Consider the following 25606-nt stretch of genomic DNA (forward strand, 5'->3'; position numbering starts at 1 on the left):
ACGACCATCAGATTTATTTTTTCTGTTTTTTTGAAAAAATAATTACATTAGTAGGAGTAAGGATGTCAGTTCCACTTTTCCCAGTTTAATTTGTGAGAAAAATATATTTAGCAAGTTAAACTAAAAAAAATCCGGAATCTAGTGGAATGATATACGGCACGACCATCAAACTTATTTTTTCGATTTCGAAAAAATAATTACATTAGTAGGAGTAAGGAGCGAAAAACATGGCTTACCAATTTAAATTGCCAGACATCGGTGAAGGCATTGCTGAAGGCGAAATTGTCAAATGGTTCGTTAAAGCTGGCGACACCATCAATGAAGACGACACATTATTAGAAGTACAAAATGATAAATCAGTGGAAGAAATTCCATCTCCAGTAACAGGAACAATCAAAAAAATTATTGTTGATGAAGGAACAGTCGCGAATGTCGGCGACGTTCTAGTAGAAATCGATGCACCCGGACACGAAGATAACGAAGGCGACTCAGGTGTGGCAGCGGAATCACAAACACCGGAAGCACCAGCAGCAGAACCAACTGCTAGCGGTAGTTCTAATGGAGGCGGCGGAGTCTTCCAATTCAAATTGCCAGATATCGGTGAAGGGATTGCAGAAGGCGAAATCGTCAAATGGTTCGTCAAATCAGGTGACAAGATCGAAGAAGACGGCACCTTATTAGAAGTACAAAATGACAAATCAGTGGAAGAAATTCCATCCCCTGTAACAGGAACAATTAAAAAAATCATCGTAGACGAAGGCACAGTAGCCAATGTCGGCGATGTTCTAGTAGAAATCGATGCACCTGGGCACAATGATTCAAGCGCTTCTTCAAGTGAAGCGTCTGCACCGGCAGAAGCACCAAAAGCCGAAGCTAAAGGTGATTCTTCAGTAGTTGAGGCAAGTAATCCAGACAAACGCGTCTTAGCGATGCCATCTGTTCGCCAATATGCGCGTGAGAAAGATGTTGATATTACGCAAGTAACAGCTACTGGTAAAGGTGGACGAGTAGTCAAAGAAGACATTGATACATTCGTTTCCGGCGGCGGACAAGCTGCACCAGCGAAAGCTGAAACACACTCAACTGAAGCGCCAGCATCAACTTCAGATTCAGCCCCAGCAAAAGCTGAGAAACCTGCGCAACCATTTACGTCAAACATGAGCGAAATGGAAACCCGGGAGAAGATGACACCAACACGTAAAGCGATTGCTAAAGCAATGGTCAACAGCAAGCATACTGCTCCGCATGTAACTTTACATGACGAAGTTGAAGTATCTAAGCTTTGGGATCATCGCAAGAAATTCAAACAAGTGGCTTTGGATAATGGAACAAAATTAACCTTCTTGCCATACGTAGTAAAAGCGTTGACTGCTACTGTTAAGAAATACCCAGTCTTGAATGCGTCAATTGATGATGCAGCGCAAGAAATTGTTTACAAAAATTATTACAACATTGGGATTGCAACCGATACGGATCATGGATTGTATGTACCAAATGTGAAAAATGCCGATACAAAAGGCATGTTCAAAATCGCTGATGAAATCAATGAAAAAGCAGCCTTGGCTCATGATGGTAAATTATCCGGTGACGATATGCGCAATGGAACAATCACAATCTCAAACATCGGTTCAGTTGGCGGCGGCTGGTTCACACCAGTAATCAACTACCCTGAAGTTGCGATCCTTGGCGTTGGAACGATTGCACAACAACCGATCGTGAATGACGAAGGCGAATTAGCGGTAGGCCGTGTAATGAAACTTTCATTAAGCTTCGACCATCGCATCGTTGATGGCGCGACAGCGCAAAAAGCTATGAACAATATCAAGCGTTTATTAGCTGATCCAGAATTATTATTAATGGAAGGATGATAAAATCATGGTAGTTGGAGATTTCGCCATTGAATTAGATACAGTTGTAATCGGTGCAGGACCGGGCGGCTATGTAGCCGCCATCCGCGCCGCTGAAATGGGACAAAAAGTAGCGATCATTGAACGGGAGTATATTGGCGGTGTTTGTTTGAACGTCGGCTGTGTCCCTTCGAAAGCATTGATTTCTGCTGGTCATCATTATCACGATTCACTTGACTCCACAATGTTTGGTGTGACGAGTGAAAATGTAAAACTAGATTTTGCTAAAACCCAAGAATGGAAAGAAAACGGTGTTGTTAACAAGCTGACTTCAGGTGTAAAATTCTTATTGAAAAAACATAAAGTTGAAATTATCGAAGGAGAAGCTTTCTTTGTTGATGATAAAACTTTGCGTGTGATCCATCCTGATTCAGCTCAAACATATTCATTCAATAATGCCATCGTTGCGACAGGTTCTCGTCCCATCGAGATTCCTGGTTTCAAATTTGGCGGACGTGTTTTGGACTCTACTGGAGGTTTGGCGTTAGAAGAAGTGCCAGAAAAATTCGTTATCATCGGTGGTGGTGTAATCGGTGCTGAACTAGGTGGTGCCTATGCTAACTTAGGAGCTGAAGTAACGATTATTGAAGGTACGCCACAAATTTTGCCTACCTATGAAAAAGACATGGTGCAATTGGTTGAAAAAGATTTCAAAGAAAAAGGCATCAAAGTCGTAACCTCTGCGATGGCCCGGGAAGCTGTTGATAATGGCGATAGCGTAACTGTTCGTTATGAAGTCGATGGTAAAGAAGAAACAATTGATGCTGATTACGTAATGGTAACTGTCGGTCGTCGTCCAAATACCAATGACATGGGCTTAGAACAAGCCGGTGTTGAAATGACGGATCGTGGCTTGATTCCAGTCGATAAGCAAGGCCGTACAAATGTACCAAGTATTTACGCGATTGGTGATATCGTTCCTGGTGCAGCATTAGCACATAAAGCAAGCTATGAAGCGAAAATCGCGGCTGAAGCGATTTCTGGAAAGAAAGTAGCAGTTGATTACAAAGCAATGCCAGCAGTGGCCTTTACTGACCCAGAGTTGGCTACAGTGGGAATGACGATCAAAGAAGCCAAAGAGGCAGGACTTGAAGCGAAAGCCTTCAAATTCCCATTCTCTGGTAATGGTCGTGCATTATCATTAGGTAAAACAGAAGGTTTTATCCGCTTAGTTACAACCGTTGAGGACAATGTGATCATCGGCGGACAAATTGCCGGTGTCGGAGCTAGTGATATGGTTTCTGAATTAGCCTTAGCGATTGAATCAGGGATGAACGCAGAGGATATCGCATTGACGATCCATCCTCATCCATCATTAGGTGAAATCGTAATGGATGCTTCGGAATTAGCATTAGGTTTACCAATTCATATTTAATATTAAAAGACGACAAAATCCTTTTTACAGCGGATTTTGTCGTCTTTTCTTGTGTACTTATGATGAAATAACTATTTAATCTAAACTTCCTTTGGGAAAGAATATCTTGTCAATCCTTAACGAAAGGAAAGCATTTCTTAAGTAGACTTAACATTTGAAAAGTGATCAACAATCAAACTGTCTGATTCTTTTAATACAATAAAAGCAATGATCAAATCTGCGCCTGCTGCGACGAAGTTAACGAACATAGTCAGAATTGAAACAGTTCCGGGATATACGAAAAGAAAAATCATGTTGGCCGTTCCTAAGGCGCATAGAGAGAAGAGAACGCCGATTAAATAAGGCTGTTTCTTCAGTGGTGATTTACAAGCACAGCTAGGCATCAAAGCATTGATATTAAAACGAACCACCTGTCAACCGTTGCCTCTTGAGAATGCCCATTATAGATGCTTTCTTAGCGGTGAAAGTCACATCTTTTTCCCGATTGCCTACCTGCTTCAATGCCTTTTTTAAACTCTTCCTGATGCTTCTCCATTTCGTCCCTCTTATCTTGGATAATGTAACTCTGTCCAAAAATATTTATACGCTAGTTATTACCACAAGTGATCCAACTAACCAATCCAGTTGTGAGATCATTGTTTGGGTTTGTTGGGAAACTGGGTCTTTCTTCGCTTCTTTTATTTTCGCTTCAAGCTTTTTCCGCTCTTCTTTTTCAATGTATTGTTTTAAGTAAGAAGATTTTTTTAGAAGGATTGCGAGTTTCAATCCATCGTAATCCAGCTGATTCAGATTTTCCAAACGAGCGACCGTTTTGGCGATGGTACTTTCTTTTGCCAAGTAGCTGGTATCACTCATTACTTTGACTTCATCAAGCATGATCAGCGAGCCGCGAACTTGTGCCACTAATTGTTTCAAGTCCTTCTCAAAGAATGTCCCGCCATAAGCAACAGCGAGCTTATCGATCCGTTTCTTTTTAAGCGTGATGATCTTATCCAAAAGACAATCAAGATAAGCTAGCTCTTCTGGCAGATCGTCGGTTAGAATGATGATTTCTTTTTGCTCTAATTCGACCACACCTGCACTTTGCAAATCTAGCAGGCCGGCCATGACCAGACACATGCCAACATAGTAATTTAGGGAAGAAATCTTCCCTTGACGATTCATCGTTAAAAGCAGGTATTGTTGAGATAAACTAAGATTTTTCATTTTCTTGCTCCTTTTTATTTGTTCTTTGATTTAAGTATAAGAAAAAATCAAAGAAAGTCTTTTTTTTGAAACAATCTTTTCAATATTCTGAATTTCTCATCGTTTTTTCATGGTATTCTAGATAAAATGGAAACAAAAGTTTCGGTGATAGAGGGTTGAAAAAAGGAACTCGTTTTAACGAGCAAAGGAGGCAAATAGAGTGACTGGGAAAATTTTTCAAGAAATCCGGGAAAAAAAGAATCAAACAATCATGAATACGTCTGAAGGAATCGTGACACCACAGTTTTTACGAAAATATGAACGTGAAAATGGCGATATTCGTTTTTCAAATCTGATTCAATTGCTGAATCGTCTCAATACGACGATCGACGAGTTTGTTTTTGAGATTGATGATAGTATGGACATTTGGTTCTATAAGATAGAGGAAGAAATCGATCAGGCTTATTATGCGGGAAACTCTTTTTTGTTAAAAAAATTCGTAGAAAAACAAGAGCTTTTATATCAGGAAACAAATGAAAATCGATTTTTATTCGCTGCTATCATTGGCAAGCGTTTCTATAATTATATTTTCCTGCCGAGCTATACCGTTGATTTGACGCCCATCGCTGATTATTTGCGGGAAACCGAAACATGGGGGAAGTTCGAATTCTTTTTGATCACTTACAACGGCGATCTGTTCAACCCTGAGGAAGCTTATTATTATGCTAAAAAATTAGTCAAACAGGATCATGGCAGCTTTGAGGTGCGAAAATGGCGTCATGATGCTGTGCTGCATCTGGCTCGTTACTTAGTTGAAGAGAATCAGTTAGCCTCAGCGGAGAAGGTTTTGCTGGAATATCTAAATAATTTGAGTCCTAACCGTGATATGAAATATCTTCATTATGATCTATACGCGAAGTTTGTGTACGGGCTGTTGCTGATCAAGAAAAATGATCCAAAAGGGCCGCGACAATGTGAACGGATCATCGAGATCTTTGTCGAGGACTGCGGTCATTTGAATTACGGCAACCGTTTGAACATTGTCTATCAATCAACTATGGCACAGGCTAAAAAAGCGCAGTAATGGGAGACTTTTTTTGAACCGGATTTTCGTTGTGAATTTGGTAAAAATGGTCATCTTTTTGATCGCTTTTTTGCAAATTTTGACTGTACCCTATTAGCGGAAAAAACAGCTGCCAATCAAAACGTAATCAATCCTGAAAGGGACTTTTTTCAAAGGTTTTACAATTCTATGGTAAACTATTTCCGAATGGAGTGAGGATCAATGGCAAATTATAGCTATCCAATCGATGAAGATTGGTCACACGAAGAAATCGCGCTGGTGATCAATTTCTTGAATTTAGTCGAAACAGCGAATGAAGATGGAGTCGAAACAAAAGCCTTTTTGACGGGCTATCAGAAATTTAAAACAGTCGTGAAAAGCATTGGCGAAGAAAAGCGGATTGGCCGCGAGTTTCAGGCTGTCAGCGGCTATTCAATCTATCGTACTTTACAACAGGCGAAAAAGACGACAGCTAGCCGTTTTAAAATGTAAATTCAGACGAAACTTTGACTAGGAGAGATCATGATGGAAAATGAGATTATCAGTTGGATATATGAGGCAGCAGAGAAGATAAAAACCGGTTTAGGCGATGCACTGAAAGTTGACCAAAAAGAAAATCGAACGGATCTTGTAACAAATGTTGATAAGGAAATTCAGGATTTTTTCGTCAGCAAAATCAACGCTTTTGATCCTAATGCAAAAATATTAGGCGAAGAAAATGGACAGGATCAAACACCAATCAGTGAAGGCCGCGTGTTTGTGATCGACCCAATCGATGGCACATTGAACTTTGTGATGCAGCAGGAAAATTTCTGTATCATGATCGCTGTCTATGAAGATGGTGTGGGACAATTGGGCTTCATCTATGATGTCATGCAGGATGACCTTTTTTGGGGTGGTCTGAAAGTCGGTAAAGTCTACCATAATAAGGAAGAGATTTCAGCCCCTGAAAATAAAAGCTTGAGTGAGGGGCTGATTGGAATGAACGCGGCTCTTTACCGGGAAAATTTGTATCATGCACAAGAGATCGGCAGAGCTTCTATGGGGATTCGGGTATTAGGCTGCGCTGGATTGGATTTTATCGCAATCTTGAAAGGGACTCAGATTGGCTATGTTAGCACATTGAGTCCATGGGATTACGCTGCTGGCGGAATCATGATGGAGCAGCTGGGGATGACGATTTGCGGAGGAAATCAAGCGCCATTAAGCTTCCAGGGGCGTGAATTCTTTATCGGTGCAACTCAAGCCGCTATGGCAGATATTCGGGCATTTGACGAGGTCAAACGTTAAATAAATATTTTTCTGAAAAAATGAAAATGTTTTACTAACACTCTCGATGATTTTCTGTTATAATTGTCAATCGAGTGAGTCTCGCGTTACAAGAAAAGGAGCAATTAAAATTGAATTACAGAGAAGATATCCGCAACGTGGCAATTATCGCCCACGTCGACCATGGTAAAACAACACTAGTTGATGAAATGCTTAAACAATCAGATACACTAGATAGCCACGTTCATTTACAAGAACGGGCAATGGATTCCAATGCATTAGAAAAAGAACGTGGAATCACGATCTTAGCGAAAAATACAGCTGTAAACTATAAAGACTACAAAATCAACATTATGGATACACCAGGACACGCCGACTTCGGTGGTGAAGTGGAACGTATTATGAAAATGGTTGATGGTGTATTGTTAGTTGTAGATGCTTATGAAGGCACGATGCCGCAAACACGCTTCGTATTGAAAAAAGCGTTAGAACAACATTTGACCCCAATTGTTGTAGTGAATAAAATCGACAAACCATCTGCTCGTCCAGAAGAAGTTGTCGATGAAGTTTTAGAATTATTTATCGAACTTGGTGCGGATGATGACCAATTAGATTTTCCAGTGATCTATGCTTCAGCGATCAACGGAACTTCAAGCCTATCAGACAAACCTGAAGAACAAGAACCAACAATGGCACCTGTTTTCGATACAATTATCGAAAAAATTCCAGCTCCTGTTGATAACAGCGACGAGCCATTGCAATTCCAAGTTTCACTATTAGACTATAATGACTATGTTGGACGTATTGGTATTGGTCGTGTTTTCCGCGGGAAAATGAAGGTTGGCGATCAAGTTTCTGTTATGAAGCTAGATGGTTCGATTAAAAATTTCCGTGTAACAAAGATCTTTGGTTTCTTTGGGTTGCAACGTTTGGAAGTCCAAGAAGCTAAAGCGGGTGACTTGATTGCCGTTTCTGGTATGGAAGATATCTTCGTTGGGGAAACTGTAACACCAGTTGACCATCAAGAAGCTTTGCCAATTTTGCACATTGACGAACCAACTTTACAAATGACGTTCTTAGTGAATAATTCACCATTTGCCGGTCGCGAAGGTAAGTACGTTACTTCTCGTAAGATTGAAGAACGTTTGATGTCAGAATTACACACAGACGTTTCTCTTCGCGTTGAAAACACCGATTCACCTGATGCTTGGACTGTTTCAGGTCGGGGCGAATTGCATTTGTCGATCTTGATCGAAAACATGCGTCGTGAAGGCTATGAACTACAAGTATCTCGTCCAGAAGTCATCGAAAGAATCGTTGACGGTGTAAAATGTGAACCATTCGAGCGTGTACAAATCGACACTCCAGAAGAATACATGGGTAGCGTCATCGAGGCTTTAGGACAACGTAAAGCTGAAATGCAAGATATGATCCATTCTGGTAACGGTCAAGTTCGTTTGGTCTTCTTAGCTCCAGCACGCGGCTTGATCGGATTCACGACTGAATTCTTATCTATGACACGTGGATATGGGATTATGAACCATACCTTTGACCAATATTTACCATTGATTCAAGGTGTTATCGGTGGGCGTCGTAACGGTGCACTAGTTTCTGTAGACAACGGAAAAGCAACGATGTACTCAATCATGAGTGTTGAAGAACGGGGAACAGTCTTCGTTGAACCTGGTACAGAAATTTATGAAGGCATGATTGTCGGAGAAAATAGTCGTGATAAAGACTTAGGTGTCAATATCACTAAAGCTAAACAAATGACAAACGTTCGTTCAGCAACGAAAGACCAAACATCTGTGATCAAAAAACCACGGATTTTGACGTTGGAGGAATCTTTAGAATTCTTGAATGACGATGAGTACTGTGAAATCACTCCAGAAACGATTCGTCTGCGTAAACAAATTCTAAATAAATCAGAACGTGAAAAAGCAGCGAAGAAACGTAAAGTCGCTGTAGACTAATACTTCTGAGGACCGCACTGTTATGGTGTGGTCTTTTTTTGATCTTCAGAGTAAAGAGTTAATTAAAGGTCTCGCTTCCGATCTTCAGATAGAGGCCGTGTTCTTTTCTTAAGAAATGCCGCTGAAGTTGCCAGCAAAATAAATTTTATTATTAAATTAGAATTAATCTACTTTTTAATTTCATGTTAAAATTTTGAACTTGAAAACGGTTTTCGAAAAGCGTATGTTATTTTTGTAAAGCTAAGAAACAGGATAGGATTTAACGTGGTGACCGGCCATCATCCACGATTGAAAAAAATAAGAGAACAACTTAAATAAGCAACTAGAAAAGGAGAAGGAGTTTATGAAGGAACACGGATTATCTGAACGACAAGTGTTCAGCCTAACACGCAAAAACTTAGAAAAACGCATCAAACACTATTATCACGATACGAATGACGGCAATGGTGCAATCGAATTATTGGTAGCGCTTCAGGTGCGGGATGAACTATGCGAAAAGGATTTTTCTTTTATGCTGCCAGAATTGGTAAAGCACATCTTTATGCACACACGATCCACCGCTGTGCTGCGGGATCTTTATCTGTATTTCGCGGAATACTTTGAAAAGAAAGAATGGCGTTTATTGCAAATCAAACTATTTCCAGCGAAAACCTATTCGGCGATCACTGAAAAACTGAAAGGGTTGTTTACGCAATTTATTAAAGCACCATTGGCAGGATTGGCTGGATCGCTCCAGTGAGTTGAATAGGTAGAAAATATGGGAGAAAGGAAGGAAACCTATGAAAGTAACACCATTAGCGCTAGCACTCGATGCCGAATTCGGCAGAAGCGATGGTCGCTCCCATCATCTGCGCTTCAAAGATTTCGATCCGACGAAAAACGCGGATGAAATTAGAACCGCAATGTCAAAATTGACCAAGCTGAGTCTTTTCGATAAGAACGATGTCAGGCTATTTGATGAAGTCCGCCATGCGACCGTGATCGAAAAGCGAGAAAGAGAAATTTTCGACACAAAGAAGGAAATCGATACAAAACCGGCAGCAGCAGAATCAGTAAAAAAAGCGGTCCAACCAAAAAAAGAACTCATTACTCAGGTGCAAGAGCCTGTTAACCATATAGAAGCAACAGAAGATATTCGAATTCCAGAAGATTTAAACATCATGATGGACTATCCAAAACCCGGCTGGTTTATCGAGACGATTGAACTACCAATGGGCGTCTATCCGCGGGATATTAGTGAAAGTGATGGCTATCGCCTGATCGCTTCCTGTCTGCCGCCGCGAGTTTTGGTAGAAAATATCGAAGCGGATGAGCAAGCCACTCCTGTGAGACTGATCATCACAGGTAAATTAGAGACAGAAGAACCGACGATCGAACAGGTGGCTGCCCCAAATAAGGAATCACCACCAGTAAAACCCATGAAAAAAAGAAAGCGGCTAGTCGAGCGTGTCCGGAAGCGCGAGTAGCTGACAGTTTCCGCCTCATGGAAAATCCAACGTTGGCTTGGGGCGAATGCAAACTGAATCGCATTTTTTAAAGGAATACCACGTTTTTAAAGCCCGTTTAGTCAGCGGGCTATTTGTCGTGTACTGATTATTATCATTGGTATATTGCATTTTTGCTGATCCAGTATAGCCAAATAGTTTTGATTGGTATGGTTTCTCATCAAGACTGAACGTAATCAGCAGTAGTAAATTAATAAAAAACTGTTATGTTTCATATTTAACCTTTGTTTCACGGAGACGGAATCGAAAAGGATTGATTTTTCGCGTTTTCAGATAAAGTTTTTGGTTTGTAATCTCTATGTAATACTTCATCAGCTGTGTAAAAGTCAAAACACGAACAAAGAGTTTAGAAAAAGCTTAGTCTCGCTTATTTTTTTCCTTTTTAAAATTTTTCTATGTTATAATGTTGAAATCAAGATAGGAGGGAAGCAAAATGGAAAATATTTCTTCTGATTTTGCCATTAAAGTATTACAAGAAGATGCTGATCGAATCAAATTGCTGATTCGCAATCAAACGAACAGTCTTTGTATCTCTCAATGTAAGGCTTTTGAAGAGGTCGTTGATACACAAATGTATGGCTTCTCACGTCAAGTATTCTTTGCTGAAAAGGTTGGTATCTTGAAGCGGGGAGAGGGACAGAAAATGCTCAGTGAGTTAGAAGCAGAACTCAATCGATTATATACAGATTTGTACGAAACTCGTCAAGACACGACGGATGCCGGCTGGGAGGCTTAACCCTTGCCTACTAAGATAAAGAAACGCCACTTTTTAGATTATAGTATTTTGATTCCTTATTTGATTTTAACCGTTATCGGTTTGATATTTGTTTATAGTTCCACTTCCTATTTGTTGATTAGTCAGGGACTAAAGCCAACAAGTCTGGTAATGAATCAAGGAATCTTTTGGATTTTAAGTTTAATTATGATCAGTTTGATGTACAAGATGAAAACGGATGTGTTAAAAAGTCAGCAGTTGATCATCTTCGCGACTTATTTAATTTTCGCTCTGTTGATTGTTGTATTTTTTATTGGAGACGAACGAAATGGGGCAAAGGGCTGGATCGACATTGGCGGCTTTACTATGCAGCCGGCTGAGTATTTAAAAATCATGGTCGTGTGGTACCTATCTTATATTTTGTCGAAGCGACAGGAAACAATCCAAGATAATTTCACCACCGACATGAAACGTCCGATGATTTTAGTTTTCGCCATGATCTTTTTGGTAGCTGTACAGCCCGATATGGGGAATGCGGCGATCATCACGTTATTGGCGCTGATTCTATTATTAGCCAGCGGTATCAATTGGGTCTATAGCTTGATTATTGGTGGGGCCGGAATTGCGGGAAGCTTTTTAGTGATCGAATTTCTAACCCATTTTGGTGAAGCGATCCTTCCAGGAAAACTTGCCTATATTGCCAGTCGATTTGAAAGCTTCAAAAACCCGTTTAAATATGAATTGGATACTGGTCACCAAATGGTCAATGGTTATTATGCCATGTTTAACGGCGGCTGGTTTGGCCGCGGACTAGGCAATAGTATCGAAAAAAAAGGCTTTTTAAGTGAAGCTCATACGGACTTTATCTTTTCTATTGTAATAGAAGAAGTCGGTTTGATCGGCGCTTTGGTTATATTGGCAATTTTGATTTTCATGATCGCACGGATCTACTTGGTTGGGATTCGTTCGAAAAAACCTTTCAATTCATTGATTTGCATGGGAATTGGAAGTTTGTTGTTATTACAGGTTTTTATTAATCTTGGTGGTATTTTAGGAATTATTCCTTTGACTGGGATCACATTCCCATTTTTGAGTCAAGGAGGAAATAGCTTACTTGTGTTGTCAGTCGGCGTGGCTTTTGCATTGAATATCAGTGCGGATGAGAAACGGACGAAACTTGCAATCGAGTATGAATACTTAAAAAGTCAGGAGTGAAGTGCATGAAAAAGGTATTGGTAGCAAACAGAGGAGAAATTGCAACACGGGTCTTTCGGGCGTGTAGCGAATTAAACATTAAAACGGTGGCGATCTTCGCAGAGGAGGATCAGTATTCGGTCCATCGCTTCAAATCAGATGAAGCGTATTTAGTTGGTAAAGGGAAAAAACCGATTGATGCGTATTTAGATATTGAAGACATCATCCGAGTAGCAAAAGAAGCGAAGGTGGATGCGATCCATCCGGGTTATGGCTTCCTTTCTGAAAATTTGGAGTTTGCGAAACGTTGTAAGGAAGAAGGTCTTATTTTTGTTGGACCTGAGTTGCATCATTTAGACATTTTCGGCGATAAGATCAAAGCTAAAACAGCCGCATTAGAAGCTGGGATTCCGTCAATTCCTGGTTCTGATGGTCCTGTTGACACAATCGAAGGAGTCTTGGAATTTGCTGAGTCGCATGGTTATCCGATCATGATCAAAGCAGCGTTAGGTGGCGGCGGTCGCGGAATGCGAGTAGCACATGATGAAAAAGAGGCTCGTGAAGGCTACGATCGTGCTAAGAGTGAAGCAAAGGCTGCTTTTGGTAACGATGAAATTTATGTCGAAAAATATGTTGCCAATCCTAAGCATATTGAAGTTCAAATTTTGGGTGATACTCACGGAAACGTTCTGCATTTATTTGAGCGTGATTGTTCTGTACAACGCCGTCACCAAAAAGTGGTTGAAGTAGCGCCGTGTATTTCTTTAAATGATGAGCAACGGGAAAAAATCTGTCAGGCAGCTGTTCAATTAATGAAGCACGTCGGCTATGTTAATGCCGGAACGGTTGAATTCTTAGTCGAAGGAGATAATTTCTATTTCATCGAAGTCAACCCTCGGGTCCAGGTTGAACATACGATTACTGAGATGATTACTGGTGTTGATATCGTTACATCACAATTAATGATCGCTCAAGGAAAAGACCTGCATAAAGAAATCGGTTTGCCAAAACAAGCAGACGTGAAAATGTCTGGAGCAGCGATCCAATGTCGTATAACGACAGAAGATCCATTGAATGGCTTTATGCCAGATACAGGGAAAATCGATACGTACCGTTCACCAGGTGGTTTCGGTGTGCGTTTAGATGTAGGTAACGCATATGCTGGTGCGACTGTTACGCCTTACTTTGACTCTCTATTAGTAAAAGTTTGTACCCATGCGTTGAACTTTGATCAAGCAATTGAAAAAATGCAGCGTTGTTTAATCGAGTTCCGGATTCGCGGGGTAAAAACCAACATTCCATTCATGTACAATGTAATCAGTCATCCGGTATTCCAAAGTGGAAATGCTAAGACGACATTTATTGATAACACACCTGAATTATTTGAATTTCCACGGGTACGCGACCGAGGAAATAAAACGATGCGTTACATTTCTGAAATCACGGTTAATGGCTTCCCAGGAATCGAAAAACAAGAGAAACGTTATTTTGATTCAGCTAGGAAACCAAAGATCGAGAAGAGAGAAATCGTCACAGCGAAGAACATTTTAGATAAAGAAGGACCTGAAGCAGTAGTCCAGTGGGTCAAAGAGCAGGAAAATGTACTATTGACGGACACGACTTTCCGTGACGCGCATCAAAGCTTATTGGCTACCCGTGTACGTACCAATGATTTATTGAATATCGCCCAAGCAACTGGTGAAGGAATCCCTGAATTATTCTCAAGCGAGATGTGGGGTGGAGCGACATTTGACGTGTCCTATCGCTTCTTGACCGAAGATCCTTGGAAACGTCTAAAATTATTACGCAAAGCTATGCCAAATACATTGCTGCAAATGCTGTTCCGCGGCTCAAATGCGGTCGGCTATTCGAACTATCCAGATAATGTATTGGAAGAGTTTATTAAAGAAGCGGCCCACCATGGAATTGACGTGTTCAGAATCTTTGACAGCTTGAACTGGATTCCGCAAATGGAAAAAAGTATTCAATACGTTCGTGATGCAGCTAAAATTGCTGAAGCGGCAATTTGTTATACAGGGGATATCTTAGATTCAGGTCGCACGAAATACAATGTTCAATACTATAAAGATATGGCGAAAGAGCTGGAATCCATTGGCGCTCACATGATCGCGATCAAGGATATGGCGGGCTTGTTGAAACCACAAGCTGCCTTCCATCTAATCAGCGAACTAAAAGAAACGACCGATTTACCAATTCATTTGCACACTCATGATACATCCGGAAACGGGTTAATCACACTTTCTGCGGCTGTTAAAGCTGGAGCGGATGTGGTAGACGTTGCAACCAGTGCGATGAGTGGAGCGACGAGTCAGCCAAGTATGAGCAGCTTGTACTATGCTCTGCAGTACGGTGATCGTACGCCAGAATTGAATCTGAAGAACGTTCGTCAAATTAACCATTATTGGGAAGATGTACGCCCATATTATGCTAGTTTCGAAAATGGGATCCAAGCAGCTCAAACGGAAGTTTATGACCATGAAATGCCTGGCGGACAATATTCAAATCTGCAACAGCAAGCCAAAGCAGTCGGCTTAGGAGATAAATGGGATGAAATCAAACAAATGTATCAAACAGTTAATATGATGTTTGGTGATATTGTGAAGGTGACCCCATCATCTAAAGTTGTTGGTGATATGGCACTGTTCATGGTACAAAACGAACTGTCTGAAGCAGATATTTATGATCATGGGGATGAATTAAGTTATCCAGAATCAGTGATCAGCTTCTTCCAAGGTGAACTTGGCCAACCGGTTGGCGGATTCCCTGAAAAACTGCAGCAGATTATTCTACAAGGCCGACCAGCGATGAGTGAACGTCCAGGGAAATATGCGGAGCCTGTTGATTTTGAAAAAGTGAAAAATGAATTACAGGAATTGATTGGTTTCGAACCAAGTAAGACCGATGTCTTGAGCTATCTGATGTATCCACAAGTCTTTTTAGATTATCAGAAAACCTATGAACAATTTGCGGATGTTACCTTGTTAGATACGCCAACCTTCTTTAGCGGCATGCGACTTGGCGAAACAATCAATGTCCAAATCGAAAAAGGCAAGACGTTAATTATTCGTTTGGATGAGATTGGTGAAGCCGACATCGAAGGAAATCGGACATTGTTCTTCAACTTGAATGGTCAGCGCCGCGAGATCGTCGTCAAAGATGCTTCGATCAAGAGTGCTGTGCAAACAAAACGTAAAGTTGAACCAACAAATCGTGAGCAGATTGGTGCGACGATGACAGGATCTGTCTTGAAAGTTTTGGTCAAGAAAGGCGATCATGTCGAAAAAGGCCAGCCATTGCTGATCACTGAAGCGATGAAGATGGAAACGTCGATCGATGCACGTTTTGCAGGTGAAGTCTCACATTTATACGTAGAAGAAGGCGAAAGTATTTCTTCAGGAGACTTACTGATTGAAGTAAAAGAAAAATAAGAGAGTTTTAGTAGGAGCGTTGCTGTGTGAAGAGGATAATTGGTTTTCTTAGTATTCTATTTGTTGTTTTGATTGGCTACTATTTACAGCCAGTCCTCTTTCCGCCTACGCCAAGAAAGGTACCTGTTGAACAAACCAATCAAGTAACTCGTCATAAGGCATTAAAGCATCAAACGATCAAAACAGAAGGTTACGCACAATATATCGCTCAATCTATCGATACCTTCGAGCAGAAATTCGGTAAAGCAACCAAAGTAGAAGAGAGCGGCTTCTTTTTTCAAACAAGGGATTATGCTCTTGACCAAGGAACATTAGAAGTGAATGTCGAAGGTGGGAAAGTCAGTGCAATCAAAGTTATGGCTAAAAAGGCAGCTATCAAGCCTTTTAAATTTGGTATGACCAGCAGCCAGCTTTCCGACAAAATCAATTTATCAGCTGATTTCGCTTTGACGTATGATGAGGAGCCGGTAGCGATCGAACTAAGCGAGAATGACATGCGTTTTCGTCCATTGATCGCCTTTGATAACAACACGTTCGCGATGCTCTTTTTTAACGGTGATAATGAAAAGTTGATTGGTGCGGTTTATTTGGATCTGGAAAACCTGCTGCGGTTGATGCCCTATCAGATCAATAGCGGGAATCCATTGGCAAATCGTGTGCAGGAGAGCAACCTCGATTGGAATGTTTTAAATCAACAAAAACAAACCAGAACGATTGAAGCTATCAATCGCTATCGCGAACTACATAAGCTTTCTGATTTAGCAACACCAGATAAACCAATGAATGACAGTAAAAAGTTGTTAAAAAGTTTTTTAACAACGCCGAAAAGAGTACTGGATAACGACCGTTTAGAAGAGTGGGAAACGGATCAAGGGGCTCATTTAAGTAATCTGTCCTTTGAACTAACTGCCGCAGAATTTAAAGACTTGGCTAGACATGACAAGATTGAGTATGAAAACGGCCTTTTTTACTCACCGATGGTTGACCCTTTATTCAATCTATTTAACTGGATTAGTCAAGATCATTTGAATGAAATTTTTGATGCACCAGAGGCGGAGCTTGGCGTTGCAATTGATCAGGAAAGTGTGCTAGTCTTGTTACAGGAACCAGAAAAAACAAAGGATAGTGACGAATGATCATTAATGATGCTTTCTTTCAGCTGGAGGATCAAAATCAATTGCTGATTCAGGAAATCCTAGCGAGCCAAAGCTTTAAAAACTATCTGCAGACCAAAACTGAGATGAATAATTCTATAGAAGTCTCAAAGCTTAAAAAGACATTTCTAGCTGATAAAGATAAATTTGAGCAAATTGCTAGTTATGGCGAATATGCGCCTGATTATCGCGAACAGCAACGCAGGGTTCGCTTGAGTAAACGAGCGCTTGATCTGAATGAGAAAGTGGCTGCTTTTCGTTTAGCAGAAACAGATTTCCAGCGTTTGTTGGATGAAGTCGGTCAACGCATTGCTCAGACTATTTCTTCGGAGATCAAGGTAGATGCAGGAAATCCTTTTTTTGAAACAGGGAATCATAGTTGTGAGGGGAATTGTCATGGATAATACTGAATTTATAATGCAAAAAAGGCGAGGAATAGTCGTTTGGGTATATTCCTTGAAGCAATTAAAAACCTTGAGACGCTACGGCTTGATTCATTTTGTCTCAAGAAAAATGAAATATGTGGTATTGTATGTGAACGAAGAACTCGCTGATGAAACGGAAGAAAAACTTCAAGCGTTGCATTTTGTACGTCAAGTGGAGCGTTCATATCGACCAGATATTGAAATGAATTTCGCGGATCGAATTGGAACGAAAGCCGCTTATCAAGTTAAAGATGACGATGAGTTGGATGTCGTAGAAGCCAATACAAAGATTCGATTAGCAGAAACAGTCTAAGTAAGGTGAAAAATGTCTGATTTATTCAAACATTTTTCATCTTTTTCTTTGATAATAAGTAGAAGAGGAGCATGAAGATCATGCGAGTAGTTGCAGGCGAATTTGGCGGTCGCAAGTTAAAAACCTTAGCAGGAAATAATACGCGACCAACAACGGATAAAATTAAAGGTGCCATGTTTAATATGATTGGACCTTATTTTGACGGAGGAAATGCTTTGGATTTATTTTCCGGCAGCGGTTCATTAGGAATTGAAGCTGTTTCCCGCGGGATGGATCAAGCCGTCTTAGTTGAGAAAAATTTCCGGGCTATGGAGATTATTCGCGAGAATGTCGCTATGACTAAAAACGAAGAGGCCTTCCAATTAATGAAGATGCCAGCCAACCAAGCGATTCAGCAACTGGCAAACAGAGGGCTTCAATTTGATCTAGTCCTTTTAGACCCGCCTTATGTAAAGCAGGAGATCGTCAAGCAAATTGAAATGCTGCTGAGTAATGGTTTGTTAACCAAAGAGGTTACCGTTGTTTGTGAAACAGATAAGGAGGTTGTCCTGCCAGAAATGATTGGACAGCTAAAAGAACGTAAACGACATGATTACGGCATCACCGCCGTAACGATTTATGATTGGGAGGATTAGGATGAAACGAATCGCGCTTTTTCCCGGCAGTTTTGATCCGTTGACGATGGGGCACTTGGATACGATCGAACGTGGAGCGAAATTGTTTGATGAATTAATCATCGGCGTTTTTGTAAATACGAACAAAAAGAGTTACTTTACCTCTGAGGAAAAACTTGCTATTGTAAAGGAATCGGTTGCGCATATTCCTAATGTGCGAGTCATTGCTCAAGAAAATGAATTGACCGTAAGTGTCGCTGAAAAACTAGGAGCAAAATTTCTATTACGAGGCATCCGCAGTATCAAGGATTACGAATATGAGAAAGAGATTGCCCTCATGAACCACCACTTAGATCAGGAACTAGAGACTGTTTTCTTATTAGCCGAACCAAAATACAGTCACATCAGTTCTTCTATCCTGAAAGAAGTTTGGACGTTTAACGGAGATGTTAAAGAATATTTGCCTGAGGCTGTTTATCGGGCATTGGAAGAGAAGCGTGAGAAATAGTGAAAAATAATAAACTTGTCAAACGATTGATCCTGATTTTTTTAGCTTTAGCACTAATAGCTTGTATAATTGTGCCGATTCCATATTATATTGAGGAACCGGGAGAGACGATTAATTTGAAAGAATTGATCACAGTCAATGATAAAAGGGATGAACATAAAGGATCCTTTAGTTTAACCTCGGTGGGTATCCGTCGAGCAACTGTTTTTACAGCAATCAAATCGAAGTTCGAACCATTCCATGAGATGATTTCGACCGATGAATTGACTGGTGGAGCTAGCGACGATGAATATATGCAGATTCAGAAGTTTAACATGGATACTTCCCAGAATTTTGCGATTGAACAAGCACTAAAATTAGCAAACAAACCCTATGAAATGAAGTATGAGGGTGTTTATGTGCTAGGTATTGAAAAAAATTCCAATTTTTACGGGAAAATCAGTATTGGTGACACAGTCACAAAAGCTGATGGCAAAACCTTTACCAGCAGTGAAGACTTTATGAAATATGTCAAATCGCAAAAAGTAGGTCAGGAAATGAAAGTGACCTATATCCATGACGGTGAGACAAAAGAAGCTACCGAAAAATTAATCAAGCTTCCAACCGATAAAAAACCGGGAATCGGCATCACTTTGACCGATCACACAGAGATAGATTCGCAGGAAAAAATCAAAATCGACGCAGGTGATATCGGCGGTCCATCTGCTGGTCTTATGTTCACCTTAGAAATTTATGAACAATTAATCGATAAGGATTTGCGTCAAGGAAAGAAAATTGCTGGAACCGGAACGATCAACTCCGAGGGCGAAGTTGGACGAATCGGCGGCATCGATAAAAAAGTCGCCAGCGCTGCGGCCAGTGATAACAAAGTTTTCTTCGCGCCGGATGATGAGATCACTAAAGAGATGAAAAAAGCTCAGCCTGGAATCAAGTCGAATTATGAAGAAGCCACGGCAGCCGCTAAAAAACTAGATACGGACATGAAGATTGTTCCAGTTAAAACGGTCAAAGATGCTTTAGACTATTTAGCAGAAATGAAATAAACAAAATAAAATGCGAGTGTAAAATCACCTAATAGTGAGGCTGCACTCGCTTTTTATTTTGATGTCTGAGAGAAATTCCGCATGTTGATCTTAGAGGACTGAAATCTCTCTTTTAATAATTTAGAATTACCGTTTGGTCGATTATTGATAGGCAAAAAAGTACATACTAAAATAACGTTACAATGTTTAGATGAACCAGACAGCTACTGTTTTTTTAAGAGTATGTCAGTAAAAAATAGAAATAAGAAAAGTCTACCAAGAAATCATTTTAAGATGGACATCTTGAAGATATTTCCCCTTTTTTTACGTATTTTGTAGAGAAGGAGGGCGCTATGAAAGAATATCTAAGAAAATACCCATATTTAATTACCGTACCAGCAATCTTGGCTGTCATTGTCTTCTTTTTCTTCTCAAGACCAACCGAAGAAGAGACGGCAGATCCAGCACTCTTTTCAACGGAAAGCAGCAGTGTAATGAAGACAAGTGAATCCAGTAATCAGGAATGGTACGTCGATGTCAAAGGAGCTGTTAAAAGAGCTGGAATGTATCGAATCACACAGGGGATGCGTTTAATGGACGCGATTGATCTGGCGGGCGGCTTTACTGAAGAAGCCGATCAAAATCAAATCAATTTTTCTAAGTTGCTAACAGATCAGGAAATCATTTATGTACCCAAAATAGGAGAAGAGATTCCAGCGATCAATCAGACTAATCCAAATGATGGCGGTTCAGCAAGTTCTGGATCCGATACAGCAAAAGTCAATATCAACACGGCAGATGCAGCTGAGTTGCAGCAATTATCAGGGATCGGTGAAAAGAAAGCCGCAGACATTATCAAATATCGTGAAGAAAATGGCAGCTTTCAAACGGTTGAGGATTTGACGAAAGTTTCCGGAATTGGTGAAAAGACGCTTGAAAATCTGAAGGACTCAATTACAATATAGAAGAATCAGATTGAGATAAGAATTCTATCAAATTGTCTTCCTTTTGATTTTCAAAAACCGAAGTGATTACTTATAATCAATGAATAGGATAAAAAGTAAGGAGAGATATAGCGGTGGCTAAATTTTACGCAGTTAAAGTAGGTAGAAAAACGGGTGTTTTTACTACATGGAATGAAACGAATAATCTAGTAAAAGGCTATCCTAACGCAAAGTTTAAGTCTTTTACAAGTGAAGCAGCAGCGAATGAATATTTACAGGATAAGGCTGAAGTTGTTGCTAGTTTTGATGAGGGGTATAGCGCCTTTGTAGATGGGTCATTTAATAAAGGCAAGCAACAATATGGCTCAGGCGTAGTCATTCTCAAGGATGGTACAGTAATAGATGAACTATCCATTACAGGAACACCTGATTTTATTGAAAGCTATCAAATAGCCGGTGAAACGATCGCGACACTGGAGGCAATCCGCTGGGCAGTGGATCACAAGGTTGATAAGATCTCGATTCATTATGATTATCAAGGAATCGAATCTTGGGCCAAAGGGGACTGGAAGACGAATAAACCAATCTCTGAATATTACAAAAAAGAGTTTGATCTGCTTTCCACTAAAACAAACGTTTCTTTCGTCAAAGTAAAAGGACATTCAGGGGATAAATACAATGATCGGGCAGATTATCTTGCAGGCAAGGCCGCTGATGCGTAGCAGCTTATTTGTTTGCCAGCTATAAAATACAAAAACACTCTAACTGGTGAAATACGTTTCTCTTTATGAGTGGATCTTTATCAGATTGTATAAGGCCTAAGTAAATCAATTTTTGATTTGCTTGGGCCTTATTCAGTTGCGTATGTATAGCAGAAAATAAGTGACTTTTTTTCGAATCTCCGGTCAAATTTTGCGTATTTTAGATATAGAGAAATGAAGCAGTTCAGCAGATGGATCAAGGATCGGTGAAAAGAAAGTCGTAGAAGCCAACTTCTCTTTTAAGAAAATGGCAGTTTTCATTTGATAGAAGATTTGGCGAAAGTATTCGGCAGTGGTAAAAAGACGCTTGTAAATTTGAAAGACTTGATTACAATATAAGAAAGATCGAAAGAGAGGACGAAGATTTTGACAACAGAAAGAATACCTTGGGATCAATATTTTATGGCGCAAGCCGTTTTGTTATCATTAAGAAGCACGTGTACACGTTTAGAAGTCGGTGCGACAATCGTACGTGATAAAAGAATTATCGCAGGAGGCTATAATGGCTCCGTCAGCGGCGATGTTCATTGCATGGACGAAGGTTGTTATGTCGTTGACGGACATTGTCTGCGAACGATCCACGCTGAAATGAACGCATTATTACAATGTGCCAAGTTGGGGATCGCAACAGATCAAGCGGAAGTTTACGTGACTCATTTTCCATGTTTAGCTTGCACAAAGGCGTTATTACAAGCGGGAATCAAAAAGATTCATTATTTGAAGGATTATCGCAATGATCCTTATGCTATCGAGTTGATCGAGCAAGTCGGTGCCAGTGCCCATCAAGTTCATTTAGAGAGCAAATACTTTACGAAGCTGCAATTAGGAGAAGATGCTGCCACATTACCAGAGAGATAGAGTCCGTCCGAAACTATTTGATTCTGCCGATCCTAGTCGCTATTTTGGCGGCAAGCTTTCTCTATCAGTTCAATTTTTGGTTGCTAATGCTAGTGAGTATTTTAATCATTCGGATAATCTGCATGAAAAATCTACAGCTGTTGCTGCTGGTCTTTTTGTGCAGCTTTTTTATTGGTTTACGAACGTATTATTATGTAAACCAATCTGATCATGCTCCTCAAAAACTAACAAATCAACTTATGCAAATTCAAACTGATTCAGTTAAAGTTGATGGTAATTTCTTGAAATTAACAGGCACCCTGCGAGGAAAAAAGTATTTAGTTTATCATACCTTAAAATCACCAGAGGAAAAATCAATTTGGGTAGGAAAAGAATTGCCGAACCCAGCTTTGGTCAGCGGTGAGACAGAAGCTTTTGATGTCGCTAGAAATCTAAATGGCTTTGACGCCAGAAAATACTATCGAAGTTTAGGCTACAATCAAATTCTTCAAATTGAATCGCTGAAAACATTGAAAAATGAGAAATTTTCCTTGAACGATTTGCGCCAGCGGCTGATTTGGAAAATTGATCAGCGTTACTCCCGAAGATTATCCAGCTATATCAAAGCTCTGGTTATCGGCTATAAAGATGCTCATTTTGAAGAGTACACAGCTGCGTATAAAACTACTGGGTTGTTGCATCTGTTTACGTTGTCTGGACTGCATATCCAGTTTTATTTAGGTGGGGTCCACCTGTTGCTGAAGAGAATCGGTTTGACCAGAGAGACACGGCTAGTCATATTGAGTATGATTGGAGTTTTATTGACATATTTAACTGGCGGGAGCTACAGTACGATTCGAGCAGTATTGAGCTTTTTAATTGCCTTTGCCTGCCTGACATTTGAGCTCTCCTTCTCAAAGCTTGATCAATGGAGTTTGATGCTATTCCTTGTAGTGTTGTTGTTTCCTTTAGTATTTTGGTCAGTAGGGGCACAACTGAGTCTATATTTTGCACTCCTGCTGTTGTATCTTAATGATCTCCATTTTAAATTACACCAGCAAATGTTGTTGTTTTCCGTTTTATCTCTGCCAGTTCTATTATACAACTTCAGTGAATGGACCATCATTGGAGGCTTGTTCACGTTGATGCTGTTTCCGCTCTTTGAATGGATGATTCTTCCAGGTTGTTTATTACTTTTTATGGGGTGTTTTTTTCCGATTCCGCATTTCTTAAGCAAGATTCTCGATTCCATTTTTCATATCCTAGAAAAAGCGCTAGATTTGGCTGCTTTCCCTAACTTGACTATCGGCCGCCCGAGCTTTCTGATTCTTTTGGTTCTGCTTATACTTGTTTTATGGGGTATTGATCGTTTGAAATATCGAGAAAAAGTATTATGGCTCGTAGGTGGGGCTGTTGTATTGCTGCTATCGATTTCGTTTTCAGCCAAAGGTATGATTGCTTTTGTGGATGTCGGTCAAGGAGATAGTATTTTTATTAAACTGCCATTCAAACAAGAAACCTTCTTGATTGATACAGGCGGACGCTTGAATTTTAAGCAAAAAGAGTGGCAAACGCGTCAGCAAAAGCAGCTTTCAGATTACAATCTTTTACCATTCTTAAAGTCGTTAGGCTGTACGCGTATTGATCATTTGATTGTCACTCACAATGATGCCGATCATATGGGTGAACTCCCACATCTATTAGATGAATTGAAAGTAAAAAATCTTTATTTGGCGAAAGGGTCGCAAATGGAATTACGATCTATTTTGCAGCCACTAAAGGGAACCAAGATTCACTTAACGAAGCGAGGAGAGACGATCGGTAAGAAATTAAAGCTGCAGGTGCTTTCACCAGAAGCCAGCGAAGGTAAAAATGACGATTCGCTAGTGACCTATTTTACCTTGAATCATCAACGCTTTTTATTAACTGGGGATTTGGAAGTATCTGGAGAAGAAAAGCTGCTGAAGAAATATCCGCAATTAAAAGTGGATTTCCTAAAAATCGGTCATCATGGCAGTAATACGTCCACTGGAGAGCAATTTATCAAACAGCTGCGACCGAAGCATGGAGTCATTTCAGTAGGAAAAAGAAATCGATACGGTCATCCAACGACTGAAACGTTAGCTAAACTGAAAAAATATCGTGTCAACGTTTTACGAACCGATCAACAGGGAATGATCTATTATCAATGGTCGGCGATTACAAAAAAGGGTGAAATAAAAGTCTTAATAGATTTTCTGGATCAATCGTGGTAGCATGAATAGTCAGGGTTCGGAAACTATATTTATGAACCGTACCAATGAAAACTATTATTCTTACTATTGAAATAGGAGCAGTTGCATGAATACACAAGAAGCACTTCAACAGATTAGAAACGCACCACTGAAGCCGGTCTATCTTGTGACAGGGACAGAGGACTATCTGATCCAAGAAATCCGTCAGGCCTTTTTAGAACGAATGAAGAAGGATGATCTGGAGGAATTGAATTTCATGTCTTTTGATATGGAAGAAAGCGGGCTGGGTGCAGTGATTGATGAAGCCGAGACGCTACCTTTTTTTGGCGATTATCGTTTGATCTTCGTTGAGAAGCCCTACTTTTTAACCGGTGAAAAGAAAAGTAATGTTCCGGAACAGGATACCGATGGTTTAGTCGATTACTTGAAAAAACCATTAGATACCTCGATCGTGGTTTTTTGGGCGGATTATCCTAAGCTTGATGCTCGAAAAAAAATCACGAAGGCTTTGAAGAAAACCGAGGTTATAGATGCCGCACCATTGCAAGAACGAGAGTTGCGTACTTTCCTACAGCGCTATATCAGCAATGAGAATGTCAAAATTTCCAAAGAAGCCTTTGATTTGTTTCTGCGATTAACCGATTTTGATCTTTCGAAAGCGATGAATGAAATCGGAAAATTGTTGTTGCTTGCCGGCAACGGTGGAACGATCACGCTTCAATTAGTCCAAGATCTAGTCCCTAAAACGCTGGAGCACAATATTTTCGAGCTGACTGAGCAGATCTTGAAAGGCGACACAGCAAAAGCTTATCAAACTTACGAAGAATTGCACTTGCAAGGCGAAGAAACGATCAAGTTGACTGCAATTTTGATTGGTCAGATCCGTCTGCTGCTACAAACGAAGCTTCTACAGAAAATCGGTTATCAGCAGGCTAATATTGCAGAAACCTTAGGGATACATCCTTATCGAGTAAAATTAGCGATGCAGCAAGTCGCCAAATTTCCGCTAAGTTTACTTGTCTCAATGTATGACGAATTGGTAGAAAATGATTATCAAGTGAAGACGGGACAAGCTGAAAAAGAATTGAACTTCCAGTTATTTATTCTAAAATCAACAGAACGTATAAAAAAATAGAATTTTTTCTCACTTTTCTTCTAT

24 protein-coding genes are annotated in these 25606 nt (G+C 40.2%); 22 read left to right on the forward strand and 2 right to left on the reverse strand.

Annotated elements, in window-relative coordinates; translation table 11 throughout:
* Positions 1–227: 227 nt before the first annotated feature.
* Both AC4J95_RS13805 and lpdA read left to right on the forward strand, forming a co-directional pair.
* Entirely contained in the window at positions 228–1868 is a 1641-nt protein-coding gene (locus tag AC4J95_RS13805) for a dihydrolipoyllysine-residue acetyltransferase (RefSeq protein WP_494550377.1), read from the forward strand.
* 7 nt (positions 1869–1875) lie between these two features.
* The gene (lpdA, locus tag AC4J95_RS13810) at positions 1876–3282 is read left to right on the forward strand and encodes a dihydrolipoyl dehydrogenase (RefSeq protein ID WP_316402955.1); all 1407 of its coding nucleotides are present in this window, start codon (positions 1876–1878) and stop codon (positions 3280–3282) included.
* A gap of 137 nt (positions 3283–3419) precedes the next feature.
* Here the strand turns inward: lpdA and AC4J95_RS13815 are convergent, their stop codons facing one another.
* A complete protein-coding gene (locus tag AC4J95_RS13815; protein ID WP_494550378.1) occupies positions 3420–3692 on the reverse strand; it encodes a hypothetical protein in 273 nt (90 codons plus the stop codon).
* Positions 3693–3861: 169 nt separating this feature from the next.
* On the reverse strand, positions 3862–4488 hold the full coding sequence (locus AC4J95_RS13820) for a GPP34 family phosphoprotein (RefSeq protein WP_494550379.1): 627 nt from the start codon (positions 4486–4488) through the stop codon (positions 3862–3864).
* A 199-nt stretch (positions 4489–4687) separates the two neighbouring features.
* On the opposite strand from AC4J95_RS13820, the gene AC4J95_RS13825 reads away from it, so the two are divergent.
* The 20 genes from AC4J95_RS13825 to holA all read left to right on the forward strand — a co-directional run bounded on the left by AC4J95_RS13825 (position 4688) and on the right by holA (position 25582).
* Positions 4688–5551 (forward strand): Rgg/GadR/MutR family transcriptional regulator, encoded by an 864-nt coding sequence (locus AC4J95_RS13825; protein WP_494550380.1) that lies wholly within the window; start codon positions 4688–4690, stop codon positions 5549–5551.
* 201 nt (positions 5552–5752) lie between these two features.
* Positions 5753–6022, forward strand: coding sequence for a UPF0223 family protein (locus AC4J95_RS13830; RefSeq protein ID WP_494550381.1), 270 nt, complete (start codon positions 5753–5755; stop codon positions 6020–6022).
* Positions 6023–6055: 33 nt separating this feature from the next.
* On the forward strand, positions 6056–6820 hold the full coding sequence (locus AC4J95_RS13835) for an inositol monophosphatase family protein (RefSeq protein ID WP_494550382.1): 765 nt from the start codon (positions 6056–6058) through the stop codon (positions 6818–6820).
* A 110-nt stretch (positions 6821–6930) separates the two neighbouring features.
* The gene (gene typA, locus AC4J95_RS13840; RefSeq protein WP_494550383.1) at positions 6931–8772 is read left to right on the forward strand and encodes a translational GTPase TypA; all 1842 of its coding nucleotides are present in this window, start codon (positions 6931–6933) and stop codon (positions 8770–8772) included.
* A gap of 343 nt (positions 8773–9115) precedes the next feature.
* Positions 9116–9511: a hypothetical protein gene (locus AC4J95_RS13845; protein WP_494550384.1), complete on the forward strand. Its 396-nt coding sequence runs from the start codon at positions 9116–9118 to the stop codon at positions 9509–9511.
* A gap of 40 nt (positions 9512–9551) precedes the next feature.
* Complete coding sequence (locus AC4J95_RS13850) at positions 9552–10238, forward strand: DUF2922 family protein (protein WP_494550385.1); 687 nt, start codon at positions 9552–9554, stop codon at positions 10236–10238.
* A gap of 472 nt (positions 10239–10710) precedes the next feature.
* Entirely contained in the window at positions 10711–11013 is a 303-nt protein-coding gene (locus AC4J95_RS13855) for an Fpa/YlaN family protein (protein WP_494550386.1), read from the forward strand.
* Between the two features lie 3 nt (positions 11014–11016).
* Positions 11017–12207 carry an FtsW/RodA/SpoVE family cell cycle protein gene (locus AC4J95_RS13860; RefSeq protein ID WP_316403679.1) on the forward strand — a complete coding sequence of 397 codons (1191 nt, stop codon included), beginning with the start codon at positions 11017–11019 and terminating at the stop codon, positions 12205–12207.
* A gap of 5 nt (positions 12208–12212) precedes the next feature.
* Positions 12213–15635, forward strand: coding sequence for a pyruvate carboxylase (locus AC4J95_RS13865; protein ID WP_494550387.1), 3423 nt, complete (start codon positions 12213–12215; stop codon positions 15633–15635).
* A 26-nt stretch (positions 15636–15661) separates the two neighbouring features.
* Positions 15662–16771 (forward strand): CAP-associated domain-containing protein, encoded by a 1110-nt coding sequence (locus tag AC4J95_RS13870; protein WP_494550388.1) that lies wholly within the window; start codon positions 15662–15664, stop codon positions 16769–16771.
* Positions 16768–17193, forward strand: coding sequence for a YlbF/YmcA family competence regulator (locus AC4J95_RS13875; protein WP_494550389.1), 426 nt, complete (start codon positions 16768–16770; stop codon positions 17191–17193). Before AC4J95_RS13870 ends, AC4J95_RS13875 begins: the two co-directional genes overlap by 4 nt.
* Positions 17186–17527 carry a YlbG family protein gene (locus AC4J95_RS13880; protein WP_316403675.1) on the forward strand — a complete coding sequence of 114 codons (342 nt, stop codon included), beginning with the start codon at positions 17186–17188 and terminating at the stop codon, positions 17525–17527. The genes AC4J95_RS13875 and AC4J95_RS13880 overlap by 8 nt, the downstream gene beginning before the upstream one ends.
* An 80-nt stretch (positions 17528–17607) precedes the next feature.
* Positions 17608–18162, forward strand: coding sequence for a 16S rRNA (guanine(966)-N(2))-methyltransferase RsmD (gene rsmD / locus AC4J95_RS13885; RefSeq protein ID WP_494550390.1), 555 nt, complete (start codon positions 17608–17610; stop codon positions 18160–18162).
* A gap of 1 nt (position 18163) precedes the next feature.
* Positions 18164–18649 (forward strand): pantetheine-phosphate adenylyltransferase, encoded by a 486-nt coding sequence (gene coaD / locus AC4J95_RS13890; RefSeq protein ID WP_494550391.1) that lies wholly within the window; start codon positions 18164–18166, stop codon positions 18647–18649.
* A gap of 26 nt (positions 18650–18675) precedes the next feature.
* Positions 18676–19692 (forward strand): SepM family pheromone-processing serine protease, encoded by a 1017-nt coding sequence (locus tag AC4J95_RS13895; RefSeq protein WP_494550398.1) that lies wholly within the window; start codon positions 18676–18678, stop codon positions 19690–19692.
* Positions 19693–20024: 332 nt separating this feature from the next.
* Positions 20025–20636 (forward strand): helix-hairpin-helix domain-containing protein, encoded by a 612-nt coding sequence (locus tag AC4J95_RS13900; RefSeq protein WP_494550392.1) that lies wholly within the window; start codon positions 20025–20027, stop codon positions 20634–20636.
* 113 nt (positions 20637–20749) lie between these two features.
* A complete protein-coding gene (locus AC4J95_RS13905) occupies positions 20750–21337 on the forward strand; it encodes a ribonuclease H1 domain-containing protein (protein WP_316403670.1) in 588 nt (195 codons plus the stop codon).
* Positions 21338–21742: 405 nt separating this feature from the next.
* Complete coding sequence (locus AC4J95_RS13910) at positions 21743–22234, forward strand: ComE operon protein 2 (protein WP_494550393.1); 492 nt, start codon at positions 21743–21745, stop codon at positions 22232–22234.
* Positions 22235–22356: 122 nt separating this feature from the next.
* Complete coding sequence (locus AC4J95_RS13915) at positions 22357–24468, forward strand: DNA internalization-related competence protein ComEC/Rec2 (RefSeq protein ID WP_494550394.1); 2112 nt, start codon at positions 22357–22359, stop codon at positions 24466–24468.
* An 85-nt stretch (positions 24469–24553) separates the two neighbouring features.
* Positions 24554–25582, forward strand: coding sequence for a DNA polymerase III subunit delta (gene holA / locus AC4J95_RS13920; RefSeq protein ID WP_494550395.1), 1029 nt, complete (start codon positions 24554–24556; stop codon positions 25580–25582).
* Positions 25583–25606: the final 24 nt, after the last annotated feature.

Source organism: Enterococcus sp. GPZ-007 (assembly GCF_059374735.1).

What these genes read in the sequence shown, in the direction of transcription:
- AC4J95_RS13805 (WP_494550377.1), top strand. Translation starts at nt 228, where the DNA reads ATGGCTTACCAATTTAAATTGCCAGACATCGGTGAAGGCATTGCTGAA.
- lpdA (WP_316402955.1), top strand. Translation starts at nt 1,876, where the DNA reads ATGGTAGTTGGAGATTTCGCCATTGAATTAGATACAGTTGTAATCGGT.
- AC4J95_RS13820 (WP_494550379.1), bottom strand. Translation starts at nt 4,488, where the DNA reads ATGAAAAATCTTAGTTTATCTCAACAATACCTGCTTTTAACGATGAAT.
- AC4J95_RS13830 (WP_494550381.1), top strand. Translation starts at nt 5,753, where the DNA reads ATGGCAAATTATAGCTATCCAATCGATGAAGATTGGTCACACGAAGAA.
- AC4J95_RS13835 (WP_494550382.1), top strand. Translation starts at nt 6,056, where the DNA reads ATGGAAAATGAGATTATCAGTTGGATATATGAGGCAGCAGAGAAGATA.
- AC4J95_RS13845 (WP_494550384.1), top strand. Translation starts at nt 9,116, where the DNA reads ATGAAGGAACACGGATTATCTGAACGACAAGTGTTCAGCCTAACACGC.
- AC4J95_RS13850 (WP_494550385.1), top strand. Translation starts at nt 9,552, where the DNA reads ATGAAAGTAACACCATTAGCGCTAGCACTCGATGCCGAATTCGGCAGA.
- AC4J95_RS13855 (WP_494550386.1), top strand. Translation starts at nt 10,711, where the DNA reads ATGGAAAATATTTCTTCTGATTTTGCCATTAAAGTATTACAAGAAGAT.
- AC4J95_RS13865 (WP_494550387.1), top strand. Translation starts at nt 12,213, where the DNA reads ATGAAAAAGGTATTGGTAGCAAACAGAGGAGAAATTGCAACACGGGTC.
- AC4J95_RS13875 (WP_494550389.1), top strand. Translation starts at nt 16,768, where the DNA reads ATGATCATTAATGATGCTTTCTTTCAGCTGGAGGATCAAAATCAATTG.
- AC4J95_RS13880 (WP_316403675.1), top strand. Translation starts at nt 17,186, where the DNA reads ATGGATAATACTGAATTTATAATGCAAAAAAGGCGAGGAATAGTCGTT.
- rsmD (WP_494550390.1), top strand. Translation starts at nt 17,608, where the DNA reads ATGCGAGTAGTTGCAGGCGAATTTGGCGGTCGCAAGTTAAAAACCTTA.
- coaD (WP_494550391.1), top strand. Translation starts at nt 18,164, where the DNA reads ATGAAACGAATCGCGCTTTTTCCCGGCAGTTTTGATCCGTTGACGATG.
- AC4J95_RS13900 (WP_494550392.1), top strand. Translation starts at nt 20,025, where the DNA reads ATGAAAGAATATCTAAGAAAATACCCATATTTAATTACCGTACCAGCA.
- AC4J95_RS13915 (WP_494550394.1), top strand. Translation starts at nt 22,357, where the DNA reads ATGAAAAATCTACAGCTGTTGCTGCTGGTCTTTTTGTGCAGCTTTTTT.
- holA (WP_494550395.1), top strand. Translation starts at nt 24,554, where the DNA reads ATGAATACACAAGAAGCACTTCAACAGATTAGAAACGCACCACTGAAG.